At 70.5% G+C, this 21,503-nt stretch carries 18 protein-coding genes and 1 pseudogene; 10 read left to right on the forward strand and 9 right to left on the reverse strand.

What is annotated here, in order from left to right; genetic code table 11:
• Nucleotides 1-21 precede the first annotated feature (21 nt).
• From OG226_RS28330 to OG226_RS28340, 3 genes are all read left to right on the forward strand, one after another.
• On the forward strand, nucleotides 22-1,056 hold the full coding sequence (locus OG226_RS28330; RefSeq protein WP_328682314.1) for an ATP-binding cassette domain-containing protein: 1,035 nt from the start codon (nucleotides 22-24) through the stop codon (nucleotides 1,054-1,056).
• Nucleotides 1,053-1,952 carry an ABC transporter permease gene (locus tag OG226_RS28335; RefSeq protein ID WP_443044801.1) on the forward strand — a complete coding sequence of 300 codons (900 nt, stop codon included), beginning with the start codon at nucleotides 1,053-1,055 and terminating at the stop codon, nucleotides 1,950-1,952. The genes OG226_RS28330 and OG226_RS28335 overlap by 4 nt, the downstream gene beginning before the upstream one ends.
• A 126-nt stretch (nucleotides 1,953-2,078) precedes the next feature.
• Entirely contained in the window at nucleotides 2,079-3,626 is a 1,548-nt protein-coding gene (locus tag OG226_RS28340; protein WP_328682316.1) for a cellulase family glycosylhydrolase, read from the forward strand.
• A gap of 111 nt (nucleotides 3,627-3,737) precedes the next feature.
• On the opposite strand, the gene OG226_RS28345 is transcribed toward OG226_RS28340, so the two are convergent.
• A complete protein-coding gene (locus OG226_RS28345; protein WP_329350431.1) occupies nucleotides 3,738-4,364 on the reverse strand; it encodes a transmembrane-type terpene cyclase in 627 nt (208 codons plus the stop codon).
• Between the two features lie 59 nt (nucleotides 4,365-4,423).
• Here OG226_RS28345 and OG226_RS28350 point away from each other — a divergent pair.
• Nucleotides 4,424-4,519 (forward strand): annotated as a pseudogene (locus OG226_RS28350) (DUF397 domain-containing protein); the annotation flags it as partial.
• Nucleotides 4,520-4,626: 107 nt separating this feature from the next.
• Here OG226_RS28350 and OG226_RS28355 read toward each other — a convergent pair.
• From OG226_RS28355 to OG226_RS28390, 8 genes are all read right to left on the reverse strand, one after another.
• Nucleotides 4,627-5,439 carry an acyl carrier protein gene (locus OG226_RS28355; protein WP_329350432.1) on the reverse strand — a complete coding sequence of 271 codons (813 nt, stop codon included), beginning with the start codon at nucleotides 5,437-5,439 and terminating at the stop codon, nucleotides 4,627-4,629.
• Between the two features lie 254 nt (nucleotides 5,440-5,693).
• Entirely contained in the window at nucleotides 5,694-6,812 is a 1,119-nt protein-coding gene (gene serC, locus OG226_RS28360) for a phosphoserine transaminase (protein WP_328682325.1), read from the reverse strand.
• Nucleotides 6,813-6,896: 84 nt separating this feature from the next.
• Entirely contained in the window at nucleotides 6,897-8,123 is a 1,227-nt protein-coding gene (locus OG226_RS28365) for a cytochrome P450 family protein (RefSeq protein ID WP_329350433.1), read from the reverse strand.
• A gap of 136 nt (nucleotides 8,124-8,259) precedes the next feature.
• Nucleotides 8,260-9,465: a cytochrome P450 gene (locus OG226_RS28370; protein WP_328682328.1), complete on the reverse strand. Its 1,206-nt coding sequence runs from the start codon at nucleotides 9,463-9,465 to the stop codon at nucleotides 8,260-8,262.
• Nucleotides 9,462-10,139, reverse strand: a complete 678-nt coding sequence (locus OG226_RS28375; RefSeq protein WP_443066916.1) for a GTP-binding protein — start codon at nucleotides 10,137-10,139, stop codon at nucleotides 9,462-9,464. Before OG226_RS28375 ends, OG226_RS28370 begins: the two co-directional genes overlap by 4 nt.
• Nucleotides 10,120-10,464 carry a DUF742 domain-containing protein gene (locus OG226_RS28380; RefSeq protein WP_329350434.1) on the reverse strand — a complete coding sequence of 115 codons (345 nt, stop codon included), beginning with the start codon at nucleotides 10,462-10,464 and terminating at the stop codon, nucleotides 10,120-10,122. The genes OG226_RS28375 and OG226_RS28380 overlap by 20 nt, the downstream gene beginning before the upstream one ends.
• A complete protein-coding gene (locus tag OG226_RS28385; RefSeq protein ID WP_328682334.1) occupies nucleotides 10,464-10,868 on the reverse strand; it encodes a roadblock/LC7 domain-containing protein in 405 nt (134 codons plus the stop codon). The genes OG226_RS28380 and OG226_RS28385 overlap by 1 nt, the downstream gene beginning before the upstream one ends.
• Entirely contained in the window at nucleotides 10,865-12,628 is a 1,764-nt protein-coding gene (locus OG226_RS28390) for an ATP-binding protein (protein ID WP_328682336.1), read from the reverse strand. The genes OG226_RS28385 and OG226_RS28390 overlap by 4 nt, the downstream gene beginning before the upstream one ends.
• A gap of 265 nt (nucleotides 12,629-12,893) precedes the next feature.
• Here OG226_RS28390 and OG226_RS28395 point away from each other — a divergent pair, with 265 nt between their 5' ends.
• From OG226_RS28395 to OG226_RS28420, 6 genes are all read left to right on the forward strand, one after another.
• Entirely contained in the window at nucleotides 12,894-15,770 is a 2,877-nt protein-coding gene (locus tag OG226_RS28395; protein ID WP_329350435.1) for an FAD-binding and (Fe-S)-binding domain-containing protein, read from the forward strand.
• Entirely contained in the window at nucleotides 15,767-16,528 is a 762-nt protein-coding gene (locus OG226_RS28400) for a metallophosphoesterase family protein (protein ID WP_328682340.1), read from the forward strand. Before OG226_RS28395 ends, OG226_RS28400 begins: the two co-directional genes overlap by 4 nt.
• A 52-nt stretch (nucleotides 16,529-16,580) precedes the next feature.
• Nucleotides 16,581-17,708, forward strand: coding sequence for a lipid II:glycine glycyltransferase FemX (locus tag OG226_RS28405; protein WP_329350436.1), 1,128 nt, complete (start codon nucleotides 16,581-16,583; stop codon nucleotides 17,706-17,708).
• A 268-nt stretch (nucleotides 17,709-17,976) separates the two neighbouring features.
• A complete protein-coding gene (locus OG226_RS28410; RefSeq protein WP_327403241.1) occupies nucleotides 17,977-18,105 on the forward strand; it encodes a hypothetical protein in 129 nt (42 codons plus the stop codon).
• Nucleotides 18,106-18,203: 98 nt separating this feature from the next.
• Nucleotides 18,204-20,294, forward strand: a complete 2,091-nt coding sequence (locus OG226_RS28415; RefSeq protein WP_329353536.1) for an ABC transporter ATP-binding protein — start codon at nucleotides 18,204-18,206, stop codon at nucleotides 20,292-20,294.
• A gap of 101 nt (nucleotides 20,295-20,395) precedes the next feature.
• Nucleotides 20,396-21,340 carry an EamA family transporter gene (locus OG226_RS28420; protein WP_443066917.1) on the forward strand — a complete coding sequence of 315 codons (945 nt, stop codon included), beginning with the start codon at nucleotides 20,396-20,398 and terminating at the stop codon, nucleotides 21,338-21,340.
• Nucleotides 21,341-21,503: the final 163 nt, after the last annotated feature.

Here is a 21,503-nt window from a genome sequence, read left to right on the forward strand (position 1 = left end):
GCAGTTCGGGAGGGAGGGTTCATGAGCGGCGGACACAGCGGCGTACACAGCGACGGACATGTCGTGGAGGCCGAGGGCCTGCGGAAGCGCTACGGCGACAAACACGCCCTCGACGGCTTCGACCTGGCCGTCCGCGAGGGCACCGTGCACGGGCTGCTCGGCCCGAACGGCGCCGGCAAGACCACCGCCGTCCGCATCCTCTCCACCCTCGTCCGGCTCGACGGCGGCCGGGCCACGGTCGCCGGCCTCGACGTGGCCCGCCATCCGCGTCAGGTCCGCACCCGGATCGGACTCACCGGCCAGTACGCGGCGATCGACGAGATCCTCACCGGCCGGCAGAACCTGGAGATGTTCGGCCGCCTCTTCCATCTCGGCCGCAGGCGGGCCAAGTTGAGGGCGTCCCAACTCCTGCGCCAGTTCGACCTGGAGGCCGCCGCCGACAAGGGCGCGGGCGGCTACAGCGGAGGCATGCGCCGCCGCCTCGACCTCGCCGCGTCGATGATCCTGGCCCCGGCCGTCCTCTTCCTGGACGAACCGACCACCGGCCTGGACCCGCGCAGCCGGGGCGAAGTCTGGTCAGCGGTACGGCAGTTGGTGGCCGACGGCACCACCGTCCTCCTGACCACCCAGTACCTGGAGGAAGCCGACCGCCTGGCCTCCCGCATCACCGTCATCGACCAGGGCCGGGCCATCGCCGACGACACCCTCGACGGCCTCAAGAACCGCGTCGGCGGCGACCGTATCGAGGTCGTGCTGTGCGAACCGGCCCACATCCCCTACGCGTTGCAGGCGGTCGCGAGGGTGGCCCGCGGCGGCCAACCCGAGGCCGACATGGGGGAGTTGCGGGTGCACGCGCCGGTGGCCGACCGGGTGGGCTCGCTGACCGAGGTCGCCCGCTACCTCCACCACTACGGCATCCCGGTCGAGGACATCGGCCTGCGCCGCCCGAGCCTGGACGACGTGTTCCTCCGGCTGACGGGCCGCCGTACGGAAGAAGAACCGGCCGCCCAGGAGCCGGAGTTCGAGGTCTCGGAGACCGAGGGGGCGGCGGCGTGAGCGGCAACGTCTCGACGGCATCCGAGGGCACCGGGCGCACCTACCGAAGACGCCCCCAACACGGCCGCGTCTTCTGGACGATCGCCGACTGCTGGAACGTCGTCCGCCGCGGCCTGACCCACTACCGGCGCCAACCGGTCAGCATCCTCTGGCAGTTGGGCTTCCCGATCCTGTCCGTCCTGCTGTACGGCTACGTCTTCGGCAAGGCGATGCGGGTGCCGGGCGGCGGCGACTACAAGGCGTTCCTGATGCCGGGGATGTTCGTGATGACGGTGGCCATGGGGTTCGTCTCCACGGCCACGATCTTCGTGAACGACGCGAAGAAGGGCGTCATCGACCGGTTCCGCTCCATGCCGATGGCGCCGTCGGCGGTCGTCGCGGGGCGTGGCGCGACCGATCTCATCGTCGCCTGCGCCGAGTTGGGCATCATGATGGCCACGGCGTACGGCATGGGCTGGCGCCCGGAGTTCGGCGCGGGCCCCGACCTGGGCGCGGGCCTCGGCATCGACATCGGCCTCGGCCTGGACTTCGTGAAGGCGGTGGCCCTGCTCCTGGCACTCCGCTTCGCGCTGATCTGGGTAGGCGTCTGGCTCGGACTCCTGCTCCCGGGCCCCGAACAGGTCGGCGGCCTGTTCGCGATCGTCTTCCCCCTGACGATGATCTCCAGCATCTACGTCTCCCCGACCCAGATGCCCCACTGGCTCGGCCAGGCCGCCCTCTGGAACCCGCTCTCGTCCACGGCGGGCGCGACACGGGCGCTCTTCGGGGCGCCGACGGGGCAGGGCACGTCGTGGCCGGAACAGCACACGTTGCTGCTCGCGGGGGCGTGGCCGGCGGCGCTGACGCTGCTGTTCCTTCCGCTGGCGATACGCAGGTTCCGCAGGCTGAGCCGATAGCCGTGGGCGACTGTCGGCGTCCATTGCCTTGACGTGTCCACGTGACGTCGCTTCCATGGGAGGCGCAGGGCGGTGGGAGCGCTCCCACCAGTTCCGGGCCCGCGCCTCCCGAGAGGAAGCAGCGACATGTTCCGCAGCTTGAGAAGAGCGCTGGGGGTTGTTGCCGCGGTGCTCGTGCTACCGCTGGCCGGTGTGCACGCGGCACAGGCGACCGGTGTGCACGCGGCACGGGCGGCCGATACGGCGAGTGCCCCCGGCGCCGGTTACTGGCACACCAGTGGCCGCCAGATCCTGGACGCGGCCGGCCGGCCGGTCCGTATCGCCGGGATCAACTGGTTCGGCTTCGAGACCGCCAACTACGTCGTCCACGGCCTCTGGTCGCGCGACTACAAGAGCATGATCGACCAGATGAAGTCGCTGGGCTACAACACCATCCGCCTTCCCTACAGCGACGACATCTTCAAGCCCGGCACGGTCCCCAACAGCATCGACTTCTCCAGCGGCAAGAACGCCGACCTCCAGGGCCTCGACTCCCTCCAGATCATGGATAAACTCGTCGCCTACGCCGGCCAGGACGGCCTGAAGGTCATCCTCGACCGGCACCGCCCGGACGCGTCGGCGCAGTCGGCGCTCTGGTACACGGCGGCGGTACCGGAGTCGACGTGGATCGCCAACCTCCGCTCCCTGGCGACCCGTTACGCGGGCCAGTCGACGGTGATCGGCATCGACCTCCACAACGAGCCGCACGACCCGGCATGTTGGGGCTGCGGCGACGTGGCGACGGACTGGCGCCTGGCGGCGGAGCGCGCGGGCGACGCGGTGCTGTCGGTCAACCCGGACCTGCTGATCTTCGTGGAGGGCGTGCAGACGTATGCCGGCGTATCGGGTTGGTGGGGCGGCAACTTGATGGGCGCGGGCCAGTACCCGGTCCGGCTGACCGTGCCCGGCCGGGTCGTGTACTCGGCCCACGACTACGCGACGAGCGTGGCCCAGCAACCGTGGTTCAGCGACCCGTCCTTCCCGGCGAACATGCCCGCCGTGTGGGACAAGTACTGGGGCTATCTGTTCCAGCAGAACATCGCGCCGGTGTGGGTGGGCGAGTTCGGTACGACGCTGGCATCGACGGTGGACCAGAAGTGGCTTGCCGCGCTGGTGAGTTACCTGCGCCCGACCTCGACGTACGGCGCCGACACCTTCTCCTGGACCTTCTGGTCGTGGAACCCCAACTCCGGTGACACGGGCGGAATCCTGAAGGACGACTGGCTGACCGTCGACACGGTGAAGGACGGATACCTGGCGAGCATCAAGGCGGCCGGATTCCCGAGCACGGGGACGGGAACGGGCGGGGGAGACGGAGGGGGCGGCGGAAGTACGGCCGCGTGCACCGCGACCTACACCGTCACCAGCGACTGGGGCACCGGCTTCAACGCCGACGTGACGGTGAAGAACTCCGGGACCTCGGCCCTCAAGTCCTGGCAGGTGAAGTGGACTTGGCCCGGCACCCAGCAGATCACGAACATGTGGAACGCGACGTACACGCAGAGCGGGACGAGTGTGACCGCGGTGAACGCGGACCACAACGGGACTGTGGGGGTGGGGGGTTCGGCGAGTTTCGGGTTCGGGGGTGCTCCGGGAGGTGGGAGCGCGCCGAGCCTGAGCTGTACGGCGACGTGAGGGCCTGACGGCCTGAGGGGACGGGGCACGGGCAGGGGGCCGAGTCGGGCGACACGGCCGACACCGCGCGCCCCGTCTCACCCCCTCGGCGTGATGCGGGCAAGCCGTACCTCACAGCGCGACGTCGGCGTCCGCATCGCCTTGTGCGCCGGCGGTACCCGCGTCCACGCCGGTGCGCCGTCCCAGGGTCGAGATAGCCGAGTCGGTCGAGTCGGCCGGGCCGGTCGAGTCGGCCGGGCCGGACACCGCACCGTCCCGCTTCGCCCCCACGCACAACCAGACGTAGACCAGGTCGAGCACGCTGCACATGATGCCGAGCCCGAGCAGGAAGCCGTCGTGCTGGAGGGCGCCGAAGAGGATCGTGGGTGCGAGCGTGCCGAGCCACTTGGCCACCGCGATGAACAGGGCGGACATCAACAGGTTCTGGAGGAACGCCGAGTGGGCGACCCCGTCCTCCGCGCCGAACTTCGCCAGGAACAGCCACTGCACGGCGAACGACATCCCGAACAGCAGCACGCTCAGCCCGGCGAACATCCGTGGCGTGACGAACGACGGGAACTCGGCGCGGCCGTACCGGAAGAACGTGTACACGATCACGGCGTCGGCGATGCCCCACACCAGGTTGATACCGCCCTGCACCGACGGGTCGAAGACCAGGTCGTGCACCGCGTACGTCCACTCCCACGCGAAGTTCAGGCCCAGCACCACGGCCGGCATGGCGTAGGTGCGCTCGCGCAAAGTCGTCGTACTCCGCGCGGCCGGGCGCCTGCGTCGAGGGCGCCGACACCGCAGCCCACGGCCGCGCCGTCCGCGACAGCAAGCACCCGGAAGACGGCTCCCCCGTCTTCGCTGTCTCCCGTGAGGGCTGGCAGGGCTTTCTCTCGCAGTTCTGACACGCGCTGCCGGCTCCCCGCCCGGCCACCCACCCCGCGAAAATGTGATACTTCCGCGCGAAGTGTCACACTTTCCCACCACACCCCTCGGCGCCCACGTCGGGAGGTTACCCGCGGGGCAACGACGTGTTGGTGATCGGCAGCTTCCGCACCGCCCCCGCCACGTACAGGTCCGTCGGGGCCGTGCGCAGCGTGAACGTGTCGTCGTAGGACGAGACACGCACCGACAGGACGAAGAAGCCGTCGTCCTCCGCGGTCACCTTCACGTGGGACTCCTGCTCCCAGTACGTCTGCAGGAAGACCTCCGTGCCCTGGGGCTCGACGCCCTGGGGGAGGGTGACCTTGCCCTGGACGGTGAGGATGTCGCCCGCCTTCACCTTCTTCTTGTTGACCGAGTAACTGACTGAGCTGGAGCGGGTGTTGGCGGCGACCGTGGTCTCCGCGAAGTAGCCGTCCTGCGGGGTGTCGAGGTCGCCGTCCTCGTCGTAGAGGGCGGTGATGTGCACGTCGTGCTGGACGTTGAGCAGGCTGCTGCCGCCCGAGTGGTCGATGTCGACGTCCGGGATCGTGAACTTCCCGTTGGCGTCGGTGACCGGCTTGCCCAGGTCGCGGGGCTCGTAGTAGTTGGGGTCGATCGGGTCGCCCCACGGGTTCCAGGTCGTGAACTGGACGACTTCCTGGAGGGTGACGGGGATGTTCGGCGCCGGGGTGCCGTCCGCCTTGGTGACGGTGCCGGTGACGTCGACGTGCCGTTCCTGGTAGTTGGTACTGGCCGGGTTGGTGGTCACGGTCAGCACGTACGCGTCGCCGGGCGCGGCGTCCGAGGGTGCCGCCGAGGCGGCCGGCGCGGACAGGACGCCTGCGGCGAGGAGCAGTGCGGCGGTCGCGGCGAGCCGCGTCGGCAGGGACTTCCTGGGCATGGGGCAACTCCAACTTCGGTCGGGAGTCGAGGAGTTGCGCCGCAGGTGTGCGACGCGTCGAGTTCGACCGGCGGGGCGGGGTGGGAGTTGTCCGCTGTGCGTTCGCTGTTACGCGGCTGTGGTGTGCGGGGGGTTTGTCCGGGTTCCGGGTTCACCTGGACTTCGGACGCAGGCTTCCCCGCATTGCCCTACGACGACGAAAGGCGCCCTGCGGTTGATCCGCGGGGCGCCCCTCGTCGTCGTAGCGAGAACGACTAGAGCTTCTCGATGACGTAGTCGACGCACTTCGTCAGCGCCTCGACGTCCGCCGGGTCGATCGCCGGGAACATCGCCACGCGGAGCTGGTTGCGGCCGAGCTTGCGGTAGGGCTCGGTGTCGACGATGCCGTTGGCGCGCAGGACCTTGGCGACGGCCGCCGCGTCGATCTCGTCGGCGAAGTCGATCGTGCCGATGACCTGCGAGCGCTTGGTGGCGTCGGACACGAACGGGGTCGCGTACTTCGACTCCTCCGCCCAGCTGTACAGACGGCTCGACGAGTCCTTCGTGCGGGCCGTCGACCACGCCAGGCCGCCCTGGCCGTTGATCCACTCAAGCTGCTCGTTGAGGAGGAACAGGGTGGACAGGGCAGGGGTGTTGTACGTCTGGTTCTTGCGGGAGTTGTCGATCGCCGTGGGGAGCGAGAAGAACTCGGGCACGTGGCGGCCGGACGCGTGGACGCGCTCGGCGCGCTCGATCGCGGCCGGGGAGAAGACGCCGATCCACAGGCCGCCGTCGGAGGCGAAGGACTTCTGCGGGGCGAAGTAGTAGACGTCCGTCTCGGCGATGTCGACCGGGAGGCCGCCCGCGCCCGACGTGGCGTCGACGAGGACGAGGGAGCCCTCGTCGGCTCCCGCGACCCGCTTGATCGGGGCCGCGACGCCCGTCGACGTCTCGTTGTGCGTGTACGCGTACACGTCCACGCCCGCCTCGGCGGCCGGGTCCGGGTGCGTGCCGGGGTCGGAGGAGATGACGGTCGGCTCGGCCAGCCACGGCGCCAGCTTGGCCGCCTTCGCGAACTTCGAGCTGAACTCGCCGAAGGTCAGGTGCTGGGACTTGTTGTCGATCAGGCCGTGGGTCGCGACGTCCCAGAAGGCCGTCGAACCGCCGTTGCCGAGGACGACCTCGTAGCCCTCGGGGAGCGAGAACAGCGCGGAGACGCCCTCACGCACCTTGCCGACCAGGTTCTTGACCGGGGCCTGGCGGTGGGACGTACCCAGCAGAGACGTACCGGTGGCGGCCAGCGCGTCCAGCGCCTCCGTCCGCACCTTGGAGGGGCCAGCGCCGAAACGTCCGTCGGCGGGCTTGATGTCAGCGGGAATCTGGATATCAGCCACGAGCCGGAGCGTATCCCCTCGGTGAAACCGGACGGAAACGCGTCCGTTCGATGAGACGACCGCTCCGGCCCGTGGACAAGTGGATCAGTCGCCCGGCGTCAGTTTTACCGGCAGCTCGAAGATGTCGTTCTGCGTCACCACCGGCTTGTTGCGGAGCTCGGCCGCCGGGACCGCCAGGTCCAGGTGCGGGAAGCGCTCGTAGAGGGCCGGGAGCGCCACGTCCGCCTCCAGGCGGGACAGCGCCGCGCCCGGGCAGACGTGCGGGCCGTGGCCGAAGGAGATGTGCCGGTTCTCGCTGGTGCGGGTGATGTCGAACTCGCCCGCCGTCGGGCCGTGGGCCTCCTCGTCACGACCGATCGCGGCGTACGACACGATCAGCGCGTCCCCGGCCGGGAGGACCTTGTCGCCGACCTGGACGTCCTCCGTGGCGAAGCGGATCAGGACGTGCGAGGTGGGCGTCGAGTGGCGCAGGGTCTCCTCGACCACCGAGGACCAGTCGGCCTCGCCGGCCAGCACCAGGGCGCGCTGGACGGGGTGCGTCGACAGGTTGACGACCGCGTTGACGATCAGTGAGATCGTCGTCTCATGGCCGGCCGCGACCATCAGCTGGAGCGTGGAGACGATCTCCTCGTCGGTGAGGTGGTCGCCGTTCTCGGACGCCGCGATCAGCGCCGACGTCAGGTCGTCGCCCGGCTCCGCCCGCTTCGCCGCGACCGTCCGCGCCATGATGCCGGCGAGTTCCGTCAGCGTCGCGATGACCTCCGCCGGCGGCGTCTGCGTCGAGAAGAACTTCTCGAACAGCTCCTTCAGGCGCGGGAGTTGGTCCTCCGCTATGCCCATCAGGTCGGCGATGACGTACATGGGGAGCGGGTACGCGAACGCCGCCTTCAGGTCGACCTCGTCCCCGTCCAGGCCGTCGAGCAGGCCCTGCGTCCGCTTCGCGATCCGCTCCCGCATCTGCTCCACCCGGCGCGGGGTGAGCGCCTGCGCGACCAGCGTGCGCATCCGGCGGTGGTCCGCGCCGTCCACGGTCAGCATCGAACGGCCCGGGTTCGCGAGCCCGATCAGCGGCCAGTCCGCGGGGATCTCGCCGCGCTGCCAGGCACCCCAGACGTTGATGTCCTTCACCAGCCGCGGATCCGTGAGCAGCTGTTTCGCCTCGGCGTGCCGCGTCACCGCCCACACGGGCACGCCACCGGGCAGTTCCACGGCGGCCAGCGGACCGGCGGCGCGGAGCCTGGCGCTCTCGCCGTCCAGGTCGCCGACGAAGGGGTCGAGGACGATACGGGTCTCTTCGGTACCGGTGCTCATACGGGAGTGCCTCCAGGGCAGGGCTCAAAGAGCAGGGATCAAAGGGGGGCAGGGCTCGAAGGGGGAGCTGGGCTCGAAGGGCGGAACTCGGATCTCAGAACTCGGAACGCGGAAGCCGGAACGCGGAAGCCGCAATTCAGAGCGCGGCGACGGGCGTGAACCGCACCGGCAGTTCGGTCAGTCCGCGCAGCCACGGCGACGGTCTCCGCGTCAGGGACTCGGCCGGTACCGCCAGGTCGATGTCCGGGAGGCGGTCCAGTACGACCTCGATCCCCGTCCGCGCGATCACCTCGGCCACCTCCTGCGCCGGGAACGGACACCGGTGCTCCCCGTGCCCGAAGGAGAAGTGCGCGTTGTTGCCGCCGGTGAGCGCGGAGCCGTCGGTGCGGACCTGGGGGTCGGAGTTGGCGCCCTGGAGACCGAGGAGGAGCAGATCGCCCGCGCGGATACGGCGCCCGCCGAGCTGCGTGTCGCGGGAGGCCCAGCGCCCGGCCACGTTCTGCGTCGGGGTGTCCTCCCAGAGGACCTCGTTCATCGCCTCGGCGACACTGTTGCGCCCGCCGAACAGCGAGGCCGCGAAACGGTCGTCGGTCAGCATCAGGCGCAGCGAGTTGCCGATCCAGTCGGCGGTCGGCTGGTGGCCCGCGGCCATCATCACCATCAAGTCCTGGGCGATCTCGACGTCGTTGAAGCCGGAGGTGTGCGTGAGCATCCTCGACACGACGTCGTCGGCCGGCTTCTCCTTCCGGTCGGCCAGCAACTGCCCCATGGACGTGGCCAGATGGGTCTGCCCGGCGATCGCGCGCTCGCGTCCGTCGATCATGTCGTTGAGCGCGGTCACCAGCCCCGGACCCTGCTCGTCCCGGAAGCCGTAGAGCCGGGCCAGGACGCGTACCGGCAGCAGCATCGCGTAGTCGCCGACGATGTCCGTCTCGCCCTTGGCGCAGATCCCGTCGATCAGCTCGTCCGCGAACTTCTCGGTGTACGAACGGAGTTCGGACGGGTCGACGGCCTCCAGCGCGTCGCTGATCATGCCGACGCGCTCGCGGTGCCGCTCGCCGACCGTGTAGAGGATCGACGGCTGCTTACGGCCGATCATCGGCAGCAGCGGCCAGTCGTCGGGGATGCCGTCCCACTGGTTCCACAGGTCGGAGTCACGGCTGAACAGCACCGGATCGCCGGTGACCTGGTGCAGCTCGCGGTAGCCGAGCACCAGCCAGGCCGGGATGTCGCCGTCGAGCACCACAGGGGTCACGGCGCCGTGCTCGCGCCGCATCTCCCGGTACAGCTGCGCCGGTTCGGTCTGGAACCTGGGTCCACTCAGCGGTACGGGCGCGGTCACAGGGCCAACTCCTGCTGGGGGGAGGGGACTTGGGGGCGGTCGGTGCCCTGGCCGTCGTGGCGGCCGGGGTCCTGGCCGTCGTAACGGCCCCTGGTCTGTTCGTTCTTGACGTGCTCGACCAGGGAGATCAGCACCTGTTTCGCGGACGCGCGGGAGCGGGCGTCGCAGTCCAGGAGGGGGACGTGCGGGTCGAGGTCGAGGGCCTCGCGGATCTGCTGCGGGGCGTAGGTCGGGCCGCCGAAGTCGTTGCAGGCCACGATGAAGGGGGTGCCGTGGTGTTCGAGGCGGTCGATGGCGTACCAGGAGTCGCCGATCCGGCGGGTGTCGACGAGCACGACCGCGCCCAGCGTCCCGGAGAACAGGCGGTCCCAGAGGAACCAGAACCGTTCCTGCCCGGGGGCGCCGAACAGGTACAGCACATTGCGGGCGTCGAGCGTGATGCGGCCGAAGTCGAAGGCGACGGTGGTCGCGGACTTGCCGCGCACCTCGCTGATGTCGTCGACGGCCTCGCCGGCCTTCGTCATCGTCTCCTCGGTGTTGAGGGGACGTATCTCGCTGACCGAGCGGACCAGCGTGGTCTTGCCGACGCCGAAGCCGCCGACGACCACGATCTTCAGGCCGTTGTCGGCGGAGGCACCCAAGGGGGTGCGCGCGTCAGAGGTTGCGGAGTCCAACGAGCACCTGTTCCAGGACGTCGGGATCGAGATCGGCCTTGCGCGGATGGCGGGCGCTGACCCGGCCGGCCGAGAGAAGGTCGGAGAGGAGGATCTTGGTGATGCTCACCGGGAGTTTCAGCTCGGCCGCCAACTCGACGACGGCCGTGGGGTGTTCGGTGATCCGCAGGATCGCCGCGTGCTCCGACTGCATCCCGGCCGCCGGATCGCACTCGGCGACCACGAGGGTCACCAGGTCGAACGGGCTGTCCGGGCCGGAACGGGTGCGGCCTCCGGTGAGCGTGTAGAGGCGGTCGGGTGAGTCGTCCCTGCCGGGGCGGCTCATCACGAACGGGGTTCCGCGCGCAGGTGCTCGCCGAGCTGTTCGACCAGCTCGCTCATGTTGTGCCCGATCAGCCCCGCGTCCGCGTCCTCGGTGGTGACCAGGGCCAGGTGAGCGCCCTCGCCCGCCTCGACGATGAACAGCACCCCGCCGTAGAACTCCGTCATCGCGGAGCGCACACCCCCGCTGCCGTCCCCGAACTCCATCGACGCGCCGTGCGACAGCGACTGGATCCCGGCGGCGATCGCGGCGAGCTGGTCGGCCTGGTCGACGGAGAGTTCGGGCGTCCGGCACAGCTTCAGGCCGTCCCGCGACAGCACGAGCGCGTGCCGCGCGCCCGGGGTGCGCTCCAGGAGGCCCTCGATGAGCCAGGTGAGCTTCTCGTCGGCGGTCGTCGTGCCGGTCATGAGGTGGGGTTGCCTTCCGGGTGGGAGAGGGAGGGGGTGGGCTCTGCTGATACGGGGAGCTCTGCTGATACGGGGAGCTCCGCTGATACGGGGAGCTCCGCTGATACGGGGCTGTCCGCGTCGGTGCCGGACGCGCGCGTGCCCTGGTCGGTCGCCGCCTCGCGCACGGCCTGGCGGAAGCTGTTGAAGCGGGCGGTGCGGGCGAGGGTGTCGTCGGCCGAGGGGGCGGGGTGCGGCTCGGGGGCCGGGGACTCCGCACGCGCGCGTGAACGTTCGGCTTCCGCGAGTGCCTGACCCCGGCGGCGCTTGGGCAGGCCTTCGGGCAACGTGTTCGCCGCGTCCATCACGGCATCGGCCGGGGCACCCCGGTCCGGCGACTCGTGCGTGGGCACCGGGTCCGGGTCCAGATCGGCGAGGGTGCGCCCGGCGGCGTAGGACATCCACGGATGGTTCCGGACGGAGGCCGCGGGCTCGGGAACTGCCTCCGGATCCACCGGTGTCGACGGCGACGACGGTGACGGCTCGGGAAGGTCCAGGGACACCTGCGGTGTCGGCGCGTCTTGGGGCACCAGGATGTCCTGCGGTACGAGCATCAGGACGCCGGTGCCGCCCCGCGCGGAGGGCCGGTACGACACCTTCAGGCCGTACTTGCGGGCCAGTCGCCCGACGACCGCGAGGCCGAGCCGGGTGCCGGTGAGGCCGCCCAGTTCGGTGGAGTCGCCGGACACCGCCCGCTCGGCGCGGCGCAGCTGGATGTCGCCCATGACCAGGCCGCTGTCCTCCACCGAGAGGATGACCCCGGCGGGCACTTCTTCTACGTAGACATGCACTTCGGCGCTCGGCGGCGAGAAGTTCGCGGCGTTGTCGAGGAGTTCGGCGAGCGCGTGCATCACGCCCTCGGCCGCGTGCCCGGCTACGGCGGTGTCGCTCGCGGAGTGCACGCGTACGCGTTGGTAGCCGCTGATCCGGCCCATCGCGCCCCGCAGGATCGACTCCATGGCGATCGGGCGGGCCCAACGGCGGCCGGAGCGGGCTCCGGTGAGAACGGCGACGGAGTCGGCGAGACGGCCCGCCTGCGCGGTGCGGTGGTCGAGGTGGAGCAGGTCGGCGAGGACGTCCTCGTCCGAGTGCCGCTCCTCCATGGCACGCAGGTCGGCGAGCATGCCTGTGGCCAACGCCTGCATCCGGCCCGCCGCGTTGGCGGTCGCGGAGAGCGCGGCGGCACGCTCGTGGGAGTCCCGGCGGGCCTTCTCGGACAGCTGCTTGTTCTCGGCGGTCAGCCGGGCGCGCTCCAGCTCGCTCTCCTCCGTGAAGCGGCCGCGCTCCTCCGCGAAGGAGGTGGTGAGCCGCATCCGCTCCTGGGAGAAGTCGGAGGTCAACCGGGCGCGTTCCTGCGAGAGTTCCGCGGTCAGCCGGGCCCGCTCGTGGGTCAGCTCCTCGGTCAGCTGCACGCGCTCCCGGTCGAAGTCCGTGCTCAGCCGGGCCCGTTCCTGCAGCAGCCGCCCCGCGTCCAGCGAGACGGCCTCAAGGCGGCGGCGGGTGATCCGGGCCGTCTGGTACGCGTGCGCGGCGAGCGCGACGGCCGCGCACAGCAGCAGCGCGCCGGCACCGGCACCGCAGGCGACCGCGAGGCGCTTCGAGCCGGGCGTCACATAGACCGCGCCGGCGACCGCGAGCCCGGCCAGCACGGCGGTGAACACAGGGGCGGGGGCGACGGTGCGGAAGGTGGGTCGTTCGCCGGGAAGTATGGGGGCGGTCATGAAAGGGGTCCTCGGTCGGGTCCTCGGGCGTCTTTGGTCGTGGTCCTCAGTCGTCCTCGGTCGTGTCCTCGGGGGGTGCTCGTCGGGTTCCTGGGCGAGAAGCGACTCCGGGTGCTCAACTGACGGTCACTATATGAGAGTTAGTGATCGAACTGGGTGGGTTCTGGATGCGTTTACGGAATCGGCCCCGTGGGCGCGAAGTTTCCCGGAACGTTTCGGCAGATGCCGGACGGTCACTGTCAGTGGTCGGGTGCATGCTGGGGGCATGGCGGATCTTGAGGCGGAGCTGCGCAGGACCGTCCGGGGCGAGGTGGGTTTCGACGTCACGTCCCGGGCGCTGATGATGATGGACGCGTCCAACTACCGGCGCGTCCCGCTGGGCGTCGTCGCGCCCCGTGACGCCGACGACGTGGCGGCGACGCTCGCGGCCTGCCGGGCGCACGGGGTGCCGGTGGTGGCCCGCGGCGGCGGCACGTCCATCGCCGGCCAGGCGACGGGCACGGGCGTGGTCCTGGACTTCACCCGCCACATGAACGGCCTGGTGTCCCTGGACCCCGCCTCCCGTACGGCGGTCGTGCAGCCCGGCCTGGTCCTCGACCGCCTCCAACAGGCCGCCGCCCCGCACGGGTTGCGTTTCGGCCCCGACCCCTCGACCCACAGCCGCTGCACCCTCGGCGGCATGATCGGCAACAACTCCTGCGGCTCCCACTCGGTCGCCTGGGGCACGACGGCGGACAGCGTGAGCGAACTGTCCGTGATCACCGCGCGGGGGGATCTCCTGCACCCCGGCCGCGACTGGGCGGGCGCCCCGGAGGGCCTGCGCCCCCTCGCGGAAGCCGAGTTGGCCCGCCTGCGCACCGGCTTCCCGGACCTCCCCCGCCGTATCTCGGGCTACGCCCTGGACGCCCTCCTGCCCGAGAACGGCGCGGACGTGGCCCGCTCCTTCTGCGGCAGCGAGGGCACGCTGGGCATCCTCACGGAGGCGGTCGTACGCCTCGTCGAGGCGCCCCGCGCGCGTGCGTTGGCGGTACTCGGATACGCCGACGAGAGCGCGGCGGCGGAGGCGGCGGCGGGCCTGCTGGTCCATGGGCCGCTCACCGTCGAGGGCATGGCGGCCGACCTGGTCCGCTCCACGGCCGACCTCCCCCGGGGCGGCGCCTGGCTGTTCGTCGAGACCGGCGGCGACACGGAGGCGGAGGCACGCGCGCGTGCGGAGACCGTCGTCCGCGCGGCCGACGTCCTCGACTCCCTGGTGGTGACGGACCCGTCGGGCCAGCGCGCGCTGTGGCGCGTCCGCGAGGACGCGAGCGGTACGGCGACGAGGATGCCGGACGGCTCGGAGGCCTGGCCGGGCTGGGAGGACTGCGCGGTACCGCCGGCTCGACTGGGCCCGTACCTACGCGACTTCAGGGGCTTGTTGACCGCACACGGCCTACGGGGCACGCCGTACGGCCACTTCGGGGACGGCTGCATCCACGTCCGCATCGACTTCGACCTGCTGACGGAGGCGGGGGTGGCCCGCTTCCGCGGCTTCTCGGAGGAACTGGCGGAGTTGGTGACGGCCCACGGTGGCTCGCTCTCCGGGGAACACGGGGACGGGCAGGCGCGGGCCGAACTCCTCCCGAAGATGTACGGCGCCGAGATGGTGACGTTGTTCGAGCGGGTGAAGGGAGTCTGGGACCCCGACGACCTCCTCAACCCCGGGATGCTGGTGAGGCCGGCCCCGCTCGACACGAACCTCCGCTTCTCCGTACTGCCCCGCGAGCCGGTGGACGTGGTGTTCGGCTACCCGTCCGACGGCGGGGACTTCTCGGCGGCGGTGCGTCGGTGCGTGGGGGTGGCCAAGTGCCGTACGACAGAGGTGTCCGGATCGTCGGTGATGTGCCCGTCGTTCCGTGCGACGGGCGAGGAGGCGCACTCCACGCGCGGGCGTGCCCGACTCCTCCACGAGATGCTCGCGGGTGAACTGGTCACCGAGGGTTGGCGGTCGACGGAGGTCCGGGACGCGCTGGACCTGTGCCTGTCCTGCAAGGGCTGCCGCACGGACTGCCCGGTCGGGGTCGACATGGCCACGTACAAGGCGGAGTTCCTGCACCACCACTACGAGGGCAGACGCAGGCCCGCGGCCCACTACGCGATGGGCTGGCTGCCGCGCTGGCTCCGGCTGGTGGCGCGCACGCGTACGGCGTGGCTGGTCAACTCGCTCGCTTCCGTACGGCCGTTGGCGGCGCTGGCGAAACGGCTGGGCGGGATCGCGGGGGAGCGGGGGATTCCGCGGGTGGCGGGGACGACGTTCACGCGGGCGTGGCGACGGCACGCGAGAGCTGGGGTGCCTGGTCGAGAGCGTGTCTTCCTGTGGCCGGACACGTTCACCGAACACCTCTCGCCGGAGGTCGGGCTGGCGGCGGTGCGGGTGCTGGAGGCGGCGGGGCTGGACGTGCTTCCGGTTGCGGCGCTTTCGGTTGCGGCGCTTCCGGTGACGGTGCCTTCGGTGACGGTGCCTTCGGTGACGGCGCCTTCGGTGACGGCGGGGAAGCCGGTGTGCTGCGGCCTGACCTACGTCTCGACGGGCCAACTGGACCGCGCCCGCGCGGTGATGCGCCGGACGCTGGACGCGATGGACGAGCTCCCGGGCAGGGGGGATGTGCCCGTCGTCGTCCTGGAACCGAGCTGCGCGGCGGCCCTCCGCACGGACCTCCCGGAGTTGCTGCCGGACGACCCACGGGCGGCCCGCCTGTCCGCCTCGGTCCTCACCTTCGCCGAGGCCCTGGAACGCCTGGCCCCCGACTGGACCCCACCCCCCATCAACCGCCCCACGGTCGGCCAGACCCACTGCCACCAGCACGCGGTACTGGGCGACGCCCCCGACCGCCGCCTGCGCGAGGCGGCCGGCCTCACGGGCGAACTGGTCGGCGGCTGCTGCGGGTTGGCGGGCAACTTCGGCTTCGAGCAGGGCCACTACGAGGTGTCGACGGCCTGCGCGGAGGAACAACTCCTCCCGGCGGTACGCCAGGCCCCGGAGCACGCACTGGTCCTGGCGGACGGCTTCTCGTGCCGTACACAGCTGGAGCAGCTGGCCGGGGTACGGGGCCGGCACCTGGCGGAGGTACTGGCGGACGCGCTGGACGGAGAGCGGAAATGACCGACGAACTGGGCCGAGTCGCCGTCCTCTCCGACATTCACGGAGTGCTCCCCGCCCTCGAAGCGGTCCTGGCCGAACCGGAAGTGGCCGCCGCCGACCGCATCGTCCTCACCGGCGACATCACGGCGGGTCCCCAACCGGCGGAAGTGGTCGACCTGTTGCGTGCGCGGGCCGACCGAGTGCTGTGGATCTCGGGCAACGCGGACCGCGAACTGGTCGAGTACCGCAGAGGCGAACGCGCCGACATCCCCGACCCCATCGCCCCCTACGCGGCGACCGCCCTCCGCCCCGACCAGATCGATTTCCTGGCCGACCTCCCCAAGACGCTCACCCTCGCGATCCGCGGCCTGGGCAGGGTCCTCTTCTGCCACGCGACTCCCCGCGACGACGAGGAAGTCGTCCTGGTCGACTCCCGCCCCGCCCGCTGGACGGAGGTCCTCACCGGCCTCGACGACGACATCCGCACGATCGTCTGCGGCCACACCCACATGCCCTACGTCCGCCTTGCCCACGGCCGCCTGATCGTCAACCCCGGCAGCGTCGGTATGCCGTACGGCCGCCCCGGCGCCCACTGGTGCCTGCTCGGCCCCGGCACGGACCTGCGTGTGACGCCGTACGACATCCCGGCGGCGATCGACCGCCTCACCCGTGAGTCCGGCTACCCGGAGATCGCCGAGTGGGCGGACCACTTCCTCAACGCGCGGGCGTCGGACCTGGACGCGCTGGAGGCGTTCGGACCCCGGGACGGGCGCGGGTGACTGCCTACGCTGGCCGTTCGACCACGGTTTCGATCCGTCAGGGAGCCCGCGTATGACCAACCTCCGTGTCCGCCCCATCACCCCCGCCGAACATCTCGCGTTCATCGCCGCCCGCCCCTCCGCCAGCCATATGCAGGTGCCGTCGTGGGGTGCGGTGAAGCCCGACTGGCGGGCGGAGAGTCTCGGGTGGTTCGAGGAGGCGAGTGGGCAACTGGTCGGGGTGGGGCTGGTGTTGTACCGGCCGGTGCCCAAACTCAAGAAGTACCTCGCGTACCTGCCCGAGGGTCCGGTCATCGACTGGCACGTCGCCGATCTCGACCGCTGGCTCGACCCGATGCTCGCGCACCTCAAGTCGCAGGGCGCGTTCACGGTGAAGATGGGCCCGCCCGTCGTCGTACGCCGCTGGAGCGCGGACGCGGTGAAGGCGGCGATCGCCGACCCGGACGCGCGCCGGCTGAAGGACGCCGCGCCCACGTCGTACGAACCGCGTGCCTACGAGGTCGCCGACCGCCTGCGCCGCGCGGGCTGGCAGCAGACGGAGGCCGGGGGAGAGGACGGCTTCGCGGCCGGGCAGCCCCGGTACGTCTTCCAAGTACCGTTCGCGGGCCGCTCGTTGGACGACATCCACCGCGGCCTCAACCAGCAGTGGCGGCGCAACATCAAGAAGGCCGAGAAGTCCGGCGTGAAGGTGGTCCAGGGCGGCTACGACGAACTCCCCGCCTTCTACGAGCTGTACGCCGAGACCGCTGAGCGCGACCGTTTCATCCCGCGCCCGCTGCCCTACTTCCAGCGCATGTGGACCGCCCTCACCGCCGAACACCCCGACCGCATGCGCCTCTACCTCGCCCACCACGACGGCGAGATCCTCGCCGCGGCCACGATGCTGACGGTCGGCCGGCACGTCTGGTACTCCTACGGCGCCTCCACCAGCCGCCGCCGCGAGGTGCAGCCCAACAACGCGATGCAGTGGCGCATGATGTCCGACGCCCACCAACTCGGCGCCGACGTATACGACTTCAGGGGCATCACCGACACCCTGGAGGAGTCCAACCACCTGCTGGGGCTGCTGCGTTTCAAGGCCGGCGCGGGCGGAGAGGCCGTCGAGTACCTGGGGGAGTGGGACTTCCCCCTCAACCGGCTGCTGCACAAGGCGCTGGACCTCTACATGGCGCGCCGCTGAGGGTCGGACGGCCTCGGGCAGGCCCTCCGTTGAGGGCGGAAGCACAGGTTCATTAAGGCTGCTCTCAGGTTTATTAGAGAACTCTCAGGTTGGCGGCTGTAACTCAGGATTCACAAAGGTATTCACAGCCCGTGTTTGCCGTTCGGTCGACGACTTTGCTGCGACTTGGCTACAGGGCCGTGTAAGTTTCTGGGTGTCGGGAATTCCCCGGGCGGTAAAACGCTCGACTTTGACGCATAAATTCCACTGCACAACCTAGGAGTTCGGAATGGGCCTCAACAAGCTCGCCCCGCTGCCCAAGCCCAAGAAGCAGCAGCTGCCGCCCCCGCCCCCGAAGCCGCGCAAGAAGCACCAGCCGAAGCCCCTGCCGAAGCCGCTGCCCGGCCAGGACAGCTGAACCGGCAGTAGAGGGAGGGCCGACCCACGCAGTCGGCCCTCTTTTCTTTCCTGAATTCGAAAATCCAAGGAATTCTGATGACGGAAAGCGAGCGTGTTATGGACATGGATGCGGATGAGGAAGACCTCGAATGCGACGAGGACTACGGAACTCCCACCATTCCCGCCCGCACCGCTTTCCGTCGTTTCTGGCCGCTGACCCGCGGCCTCAGACGCTGGCTGGTCCTCGTCTGGGTGTGCACGGTGATCGGCGCGCTCGCCGAGACCGAGGCGATCCTCCTCTTCGCCGACCTCACCGACCGCGCCCTCGCGAAGGGCTCGCTGAGCGCGTTCTGGAGCCCCGCCGTGAAGTGGCTGGGCGTCGCGATCGTCGGCGCGCTCGTCTCGTACGCCGGCAACTCCCTTGCCGCGTGGGCCACCGAACGCTTCGTGATGAGACTGCGCGAGCATGTCTTCGACCACGTACAGCAGTTGCCCCCGCACTTCTTCCAACGGCACCGCCAGGGCGACCTGTTGTCCCGCCTCACCGGCGACGTCGAGGCGATCGAGACCCTCGTCGTGTCCGGGGTCATCGGCACCGCCTCCGCGCTCTTCTCGGCCCTCTTCTACGCCGCCGCCGCGTTCTGGCTGCGCTGGGACCTGGCCGCCGCCACCTTCGTCCTCGCCCCCCTCTTCTGGCTCGCGGCCCGCCGCTTCTCCGGCTCCATCAAGGACGTCTCACGCGAGGGCCGGGTCGCCGACGGCGCGATCACCTCCGTCGTCGAGGAGTCCCTGGGCAACATCGTCCTCACCCAGGCCTACGGCCGCCGCGACGCCGAACGCCGCCGCCTGAACGAGGAGGCCGGCGCCTGGTTCCGGGCCTCCGTCCGCTCGACGCGGCTCAACGAGGCGTACGAGCAGATCGTCGCCGTCATCGAGACCGTGTGCGTGCTCGCCGTCATCGGCATCGGCGCCTGGGAGATCTCCACCGGCCGCATGACCCTCGGCCAACTCCTCGCGTTCTCCGCCTTCTTGGGCTACCTCTACCCGCCCGTCCGCGGCCTCGCCCAACTCGGCCTGACCATCACCGCCGCCACCGCGGGCGCCGAACGCCTCATCGAGATCCTCGACGTCCGCCCGTCCGTCGCCGACCCCGCCCGCGACTCCGAGACCGGCCGCCCCGACGGCACGGTCGAACTCCGCGACGTCACCTTCAGCTACCCCGGCGCCGACCGAGTCGCCCTGGAAGGCCTCTCCTTCACCGTCAACCCCGGCGAACTGGTGATCGTCACCGGCCCCAGCGGCGCCGGCAAGTCCACCGTCTCCAAAATGCTGCTCCGCTTCTACGACCCCGACGCGGGCGACGTCCTCCTCGACGGCGTCCCCCTCCGCGATCTCTCCCTCGCCCGCCTGCGCGAGTACGTGACCCTGCTCCCCCAGGAGACCCTGGTCCTGCACGACACCGTCCGCGCGAACATCGCCTGCGGCCGCCCCGGCGCGAGCGAGCAGGCGATCATGGACGCGGCTGTCGCCGCCGACGCCCACGAGTTCATCCTCCGCCTCCCCGACGGCTACGACACGAAGGTCGACCCCAACTCGGCCCGCCTGTCCGGCGGTCAGCTCCAACGCCTGGCGATCGCCCGCGCGATCCTGCGCGACGCCCCGGTCCTGGTCCTGGACGAACCGACGACCGGCCTGGACTCGATGGCGGCCCGCCGGGTCGTGAAGCCTTTGCGCCGACTGATGGCGGGCCGTACGACCATCATGATCACCCACGACCTCAACCTCGCCCCCGACGCCGACCGCATCCTGGTCGTGGACCGGGGTCGGATCGTGGAGACGGGCCGGCACGAGGAGTTGATGGCGCGAGGCGGGGCGTACTCGCGGCTGCACCGCTCGCAGAACAACGCGGTGATGGACACCGGGGAACTGCGGTTGCCGTCGCTCGCGGAGACGGGGGTTCCGGTGGAGGTGCCGGCGGCGGGCGCGGGTTACGGGTACTCCTCGGCACCGGTCTTCGTCGAGAGCTGGGCACCGCAGACGTACGGGTCGACGTACGGGCCGACGTATCAACCGACCTACCCGCAGACCGAGTACCCGGAGTACTCCGATCTCCTGTACTCCGACCCCCTGTACTCCGACCCCCTCTTCGGGCCCATGCCCACCACCCTCCCCGACGGTCGGCCCCTGTTCCGGGACCAGGCCCAGTGACAGTTGCATAAAGGGTTCTCACACCTGTCGAAGTCCATTACCATGGACCGAGCAGTGCATCGTGATGGACGAATGCGCGCTGAACGAGCCCTGGAAGCCCCGTGAGCATCCCCAGTACGCCGACCCCCGCCCCCGTGGCCAACCCGACCGCCGACCTGACCGCAGACTCGGCCGCGGCTCCGTCCCGCGTGGGTTCGCTCGGGCCGGTGGGGCTGGTGCTGGCCGGGGGGATCTCGGTGCAGTTCGGTGGTGCGCTGGCGGTGACGCTGATGCCCAGGGTGGGGGCGCTGGGTGTGGTGACGCTGCGGCTGCTGGTGGCCGCGGTGGTTCTGCTCGTGATCTGTCGCCCGAGCGTGCGGGGTCACTCGCGGGCGGACTGGAACACGGTCGTCGTCTTCGGCATCACCATGGCCGCGATGAACGGCCTCTTCTACCAGTCACTGGCCCGCATCCCCCTGGGCCCGGCGGTGACGCTTGAGGTACTGGGCCCGCTGGCCCTCTCCGTCCTGACATCCCGGCGCGCGCTGAACGCGGTATGGGCGGGACTCGCCCTGGCAGGCGTCTTCCTCCTCGGCGGCGGAGGCTTCAGCAGCCTGGACCCCGTAGGCGTGGCCTTCGCCCTGGGGGCCGGCGCGATGTGGGCCACGTACATCATTTTCAGCGCTCGTACGGGGCGTCGCTTTCCGCAGGCCGATGGGTTGGCGCTGGCGATGGTTGTGGCGGCGGTGGTGTTCCTGCCGCTAGGCATCGCGGAGTCAGGCACGGAGCTGCTGAACCCGGCGACGATCGCCCTCGGGTCCGCGGTAGCGATCCTGTCCTCGGTCCTCCCCTACACACTCGAACTCCTGGCGTTGCGCCGCCTCCCCTCCTCGACCTTCGCCATCCTGATGAGCCTGGAACCAGCCGTGGCGGCGACCGCGGGCTTCCTGATCCTTCACCAGGCACTGTCCGCTCCCGAAGCGATGGCCATTGCGCTGGTTATCGCGGCGAGTATGGGGGCGGTGCGGACGCAGGTGGGCCGGGGGAAGGCGAAAGTAGACGCGTAGGTGGACGTTGGGCCACTCGCTTCTTGGTCAGTGTCGTGCTTCCGCGTCCCGAGTAAAGGGCGCTCCCTGCGGTCGCGTCGGCTGCGCCGATTCCGCTGCGCTCCACCCTTGACTAGGGCCGCTCCAGCCCGTTTCGGAAGCGAGCGAGCGGCCCGGAAGGACG

Origin of the sequence: Streptomyces sp. NBC_01261 (genome assembly GCF_036226385.1) — a bacterium.
GTDB lineage: Bacteria > Actinomycetota > Actinomycetes > Streptomycetales > Streptomycetaceae > Streptomyces.

Coding starts and splice junctions, on each gene's coding strand:
- OG226_RS28330 (WP_328682314.1), top strand. CDS start 22: ATGAGCGGCGGACACAGCGGCGTACACAGCGACGGACATGTCGTGGAG.
- OG226_RS28380 (WP_329350434.1), bottom strand. CDS start 10,464: ATGAGCCGCCCCGGCAGGGACGACTCACCCGACCGCCTCTACACGCTC.
- OG226_RS28365 (WP_329350433.1), bottom strand. CDS start 8,123: ATGAGCACCGGTACCGAAGAGACCCGTATCGTCCTCGACCCCTTCGTC.
- OG226_RS28390 (WP_328682336.1), bottom strand. CDS start 12,628: ATGACCGCCCCCATACTTCCCGGCGAACGACCCACCTTCCGCACCGTC.
- OG226_RS28340 (WP_328682316.1), top strand. CDS start 2,079: ATGTTCCGCAGCTTGAGAAGAGCGCTGGGGGTTGTTGCCGCGGTGCTC.
- OG226_RS28410 (WP_327403241.1), top strand. CDS start 17,977: ATGGGCCTCAACAAGCTCGCCCCGCTGCCCAAGCCCAAGAAGCAGCAG.
- OG226_RS28355 (WP_329350432.1), bottom strand. CDS start 5,439: ATGCCCAGGAAGTCCCTGCCGACGCGGCTCGCCGCGACCGCCGCACTG.
- OG226_RS28400 (WP_328682340.1), top strand. CDS start 15,767: ATGACCGACGAACTGGGCCGAGTCGCCGTCCTCTCCGACATTCACGGA.
- OG226_RS28395 (WP_329350435.1), top strand. CDS start 12,894: ATGGCGGATCTTGAGGCGGAGCTGCGCAGGACCGTCCGGGGCGAGGTG.
- OG226_RS28385 (WP_328682334.1), bottom strand. CDS start 10,868: ATGACCGGCACGACGACCGCCGACGAGAAGCTCACCTGGCTCATCGAG.
- OG226_RS28415 (WP_329353536.1), top strand. CDS start 18,204: ATGGACATGGATGCGGATGAGGAAGACCTCGAATGCGACGAGGACTAC.
- OG226_RS28405 (WP_329350436.1), top strand. CDS start 16,581: ATGACCAACCTCCGTGTCCGCCCCATCACCCCCGCCGAACATCTCGCG.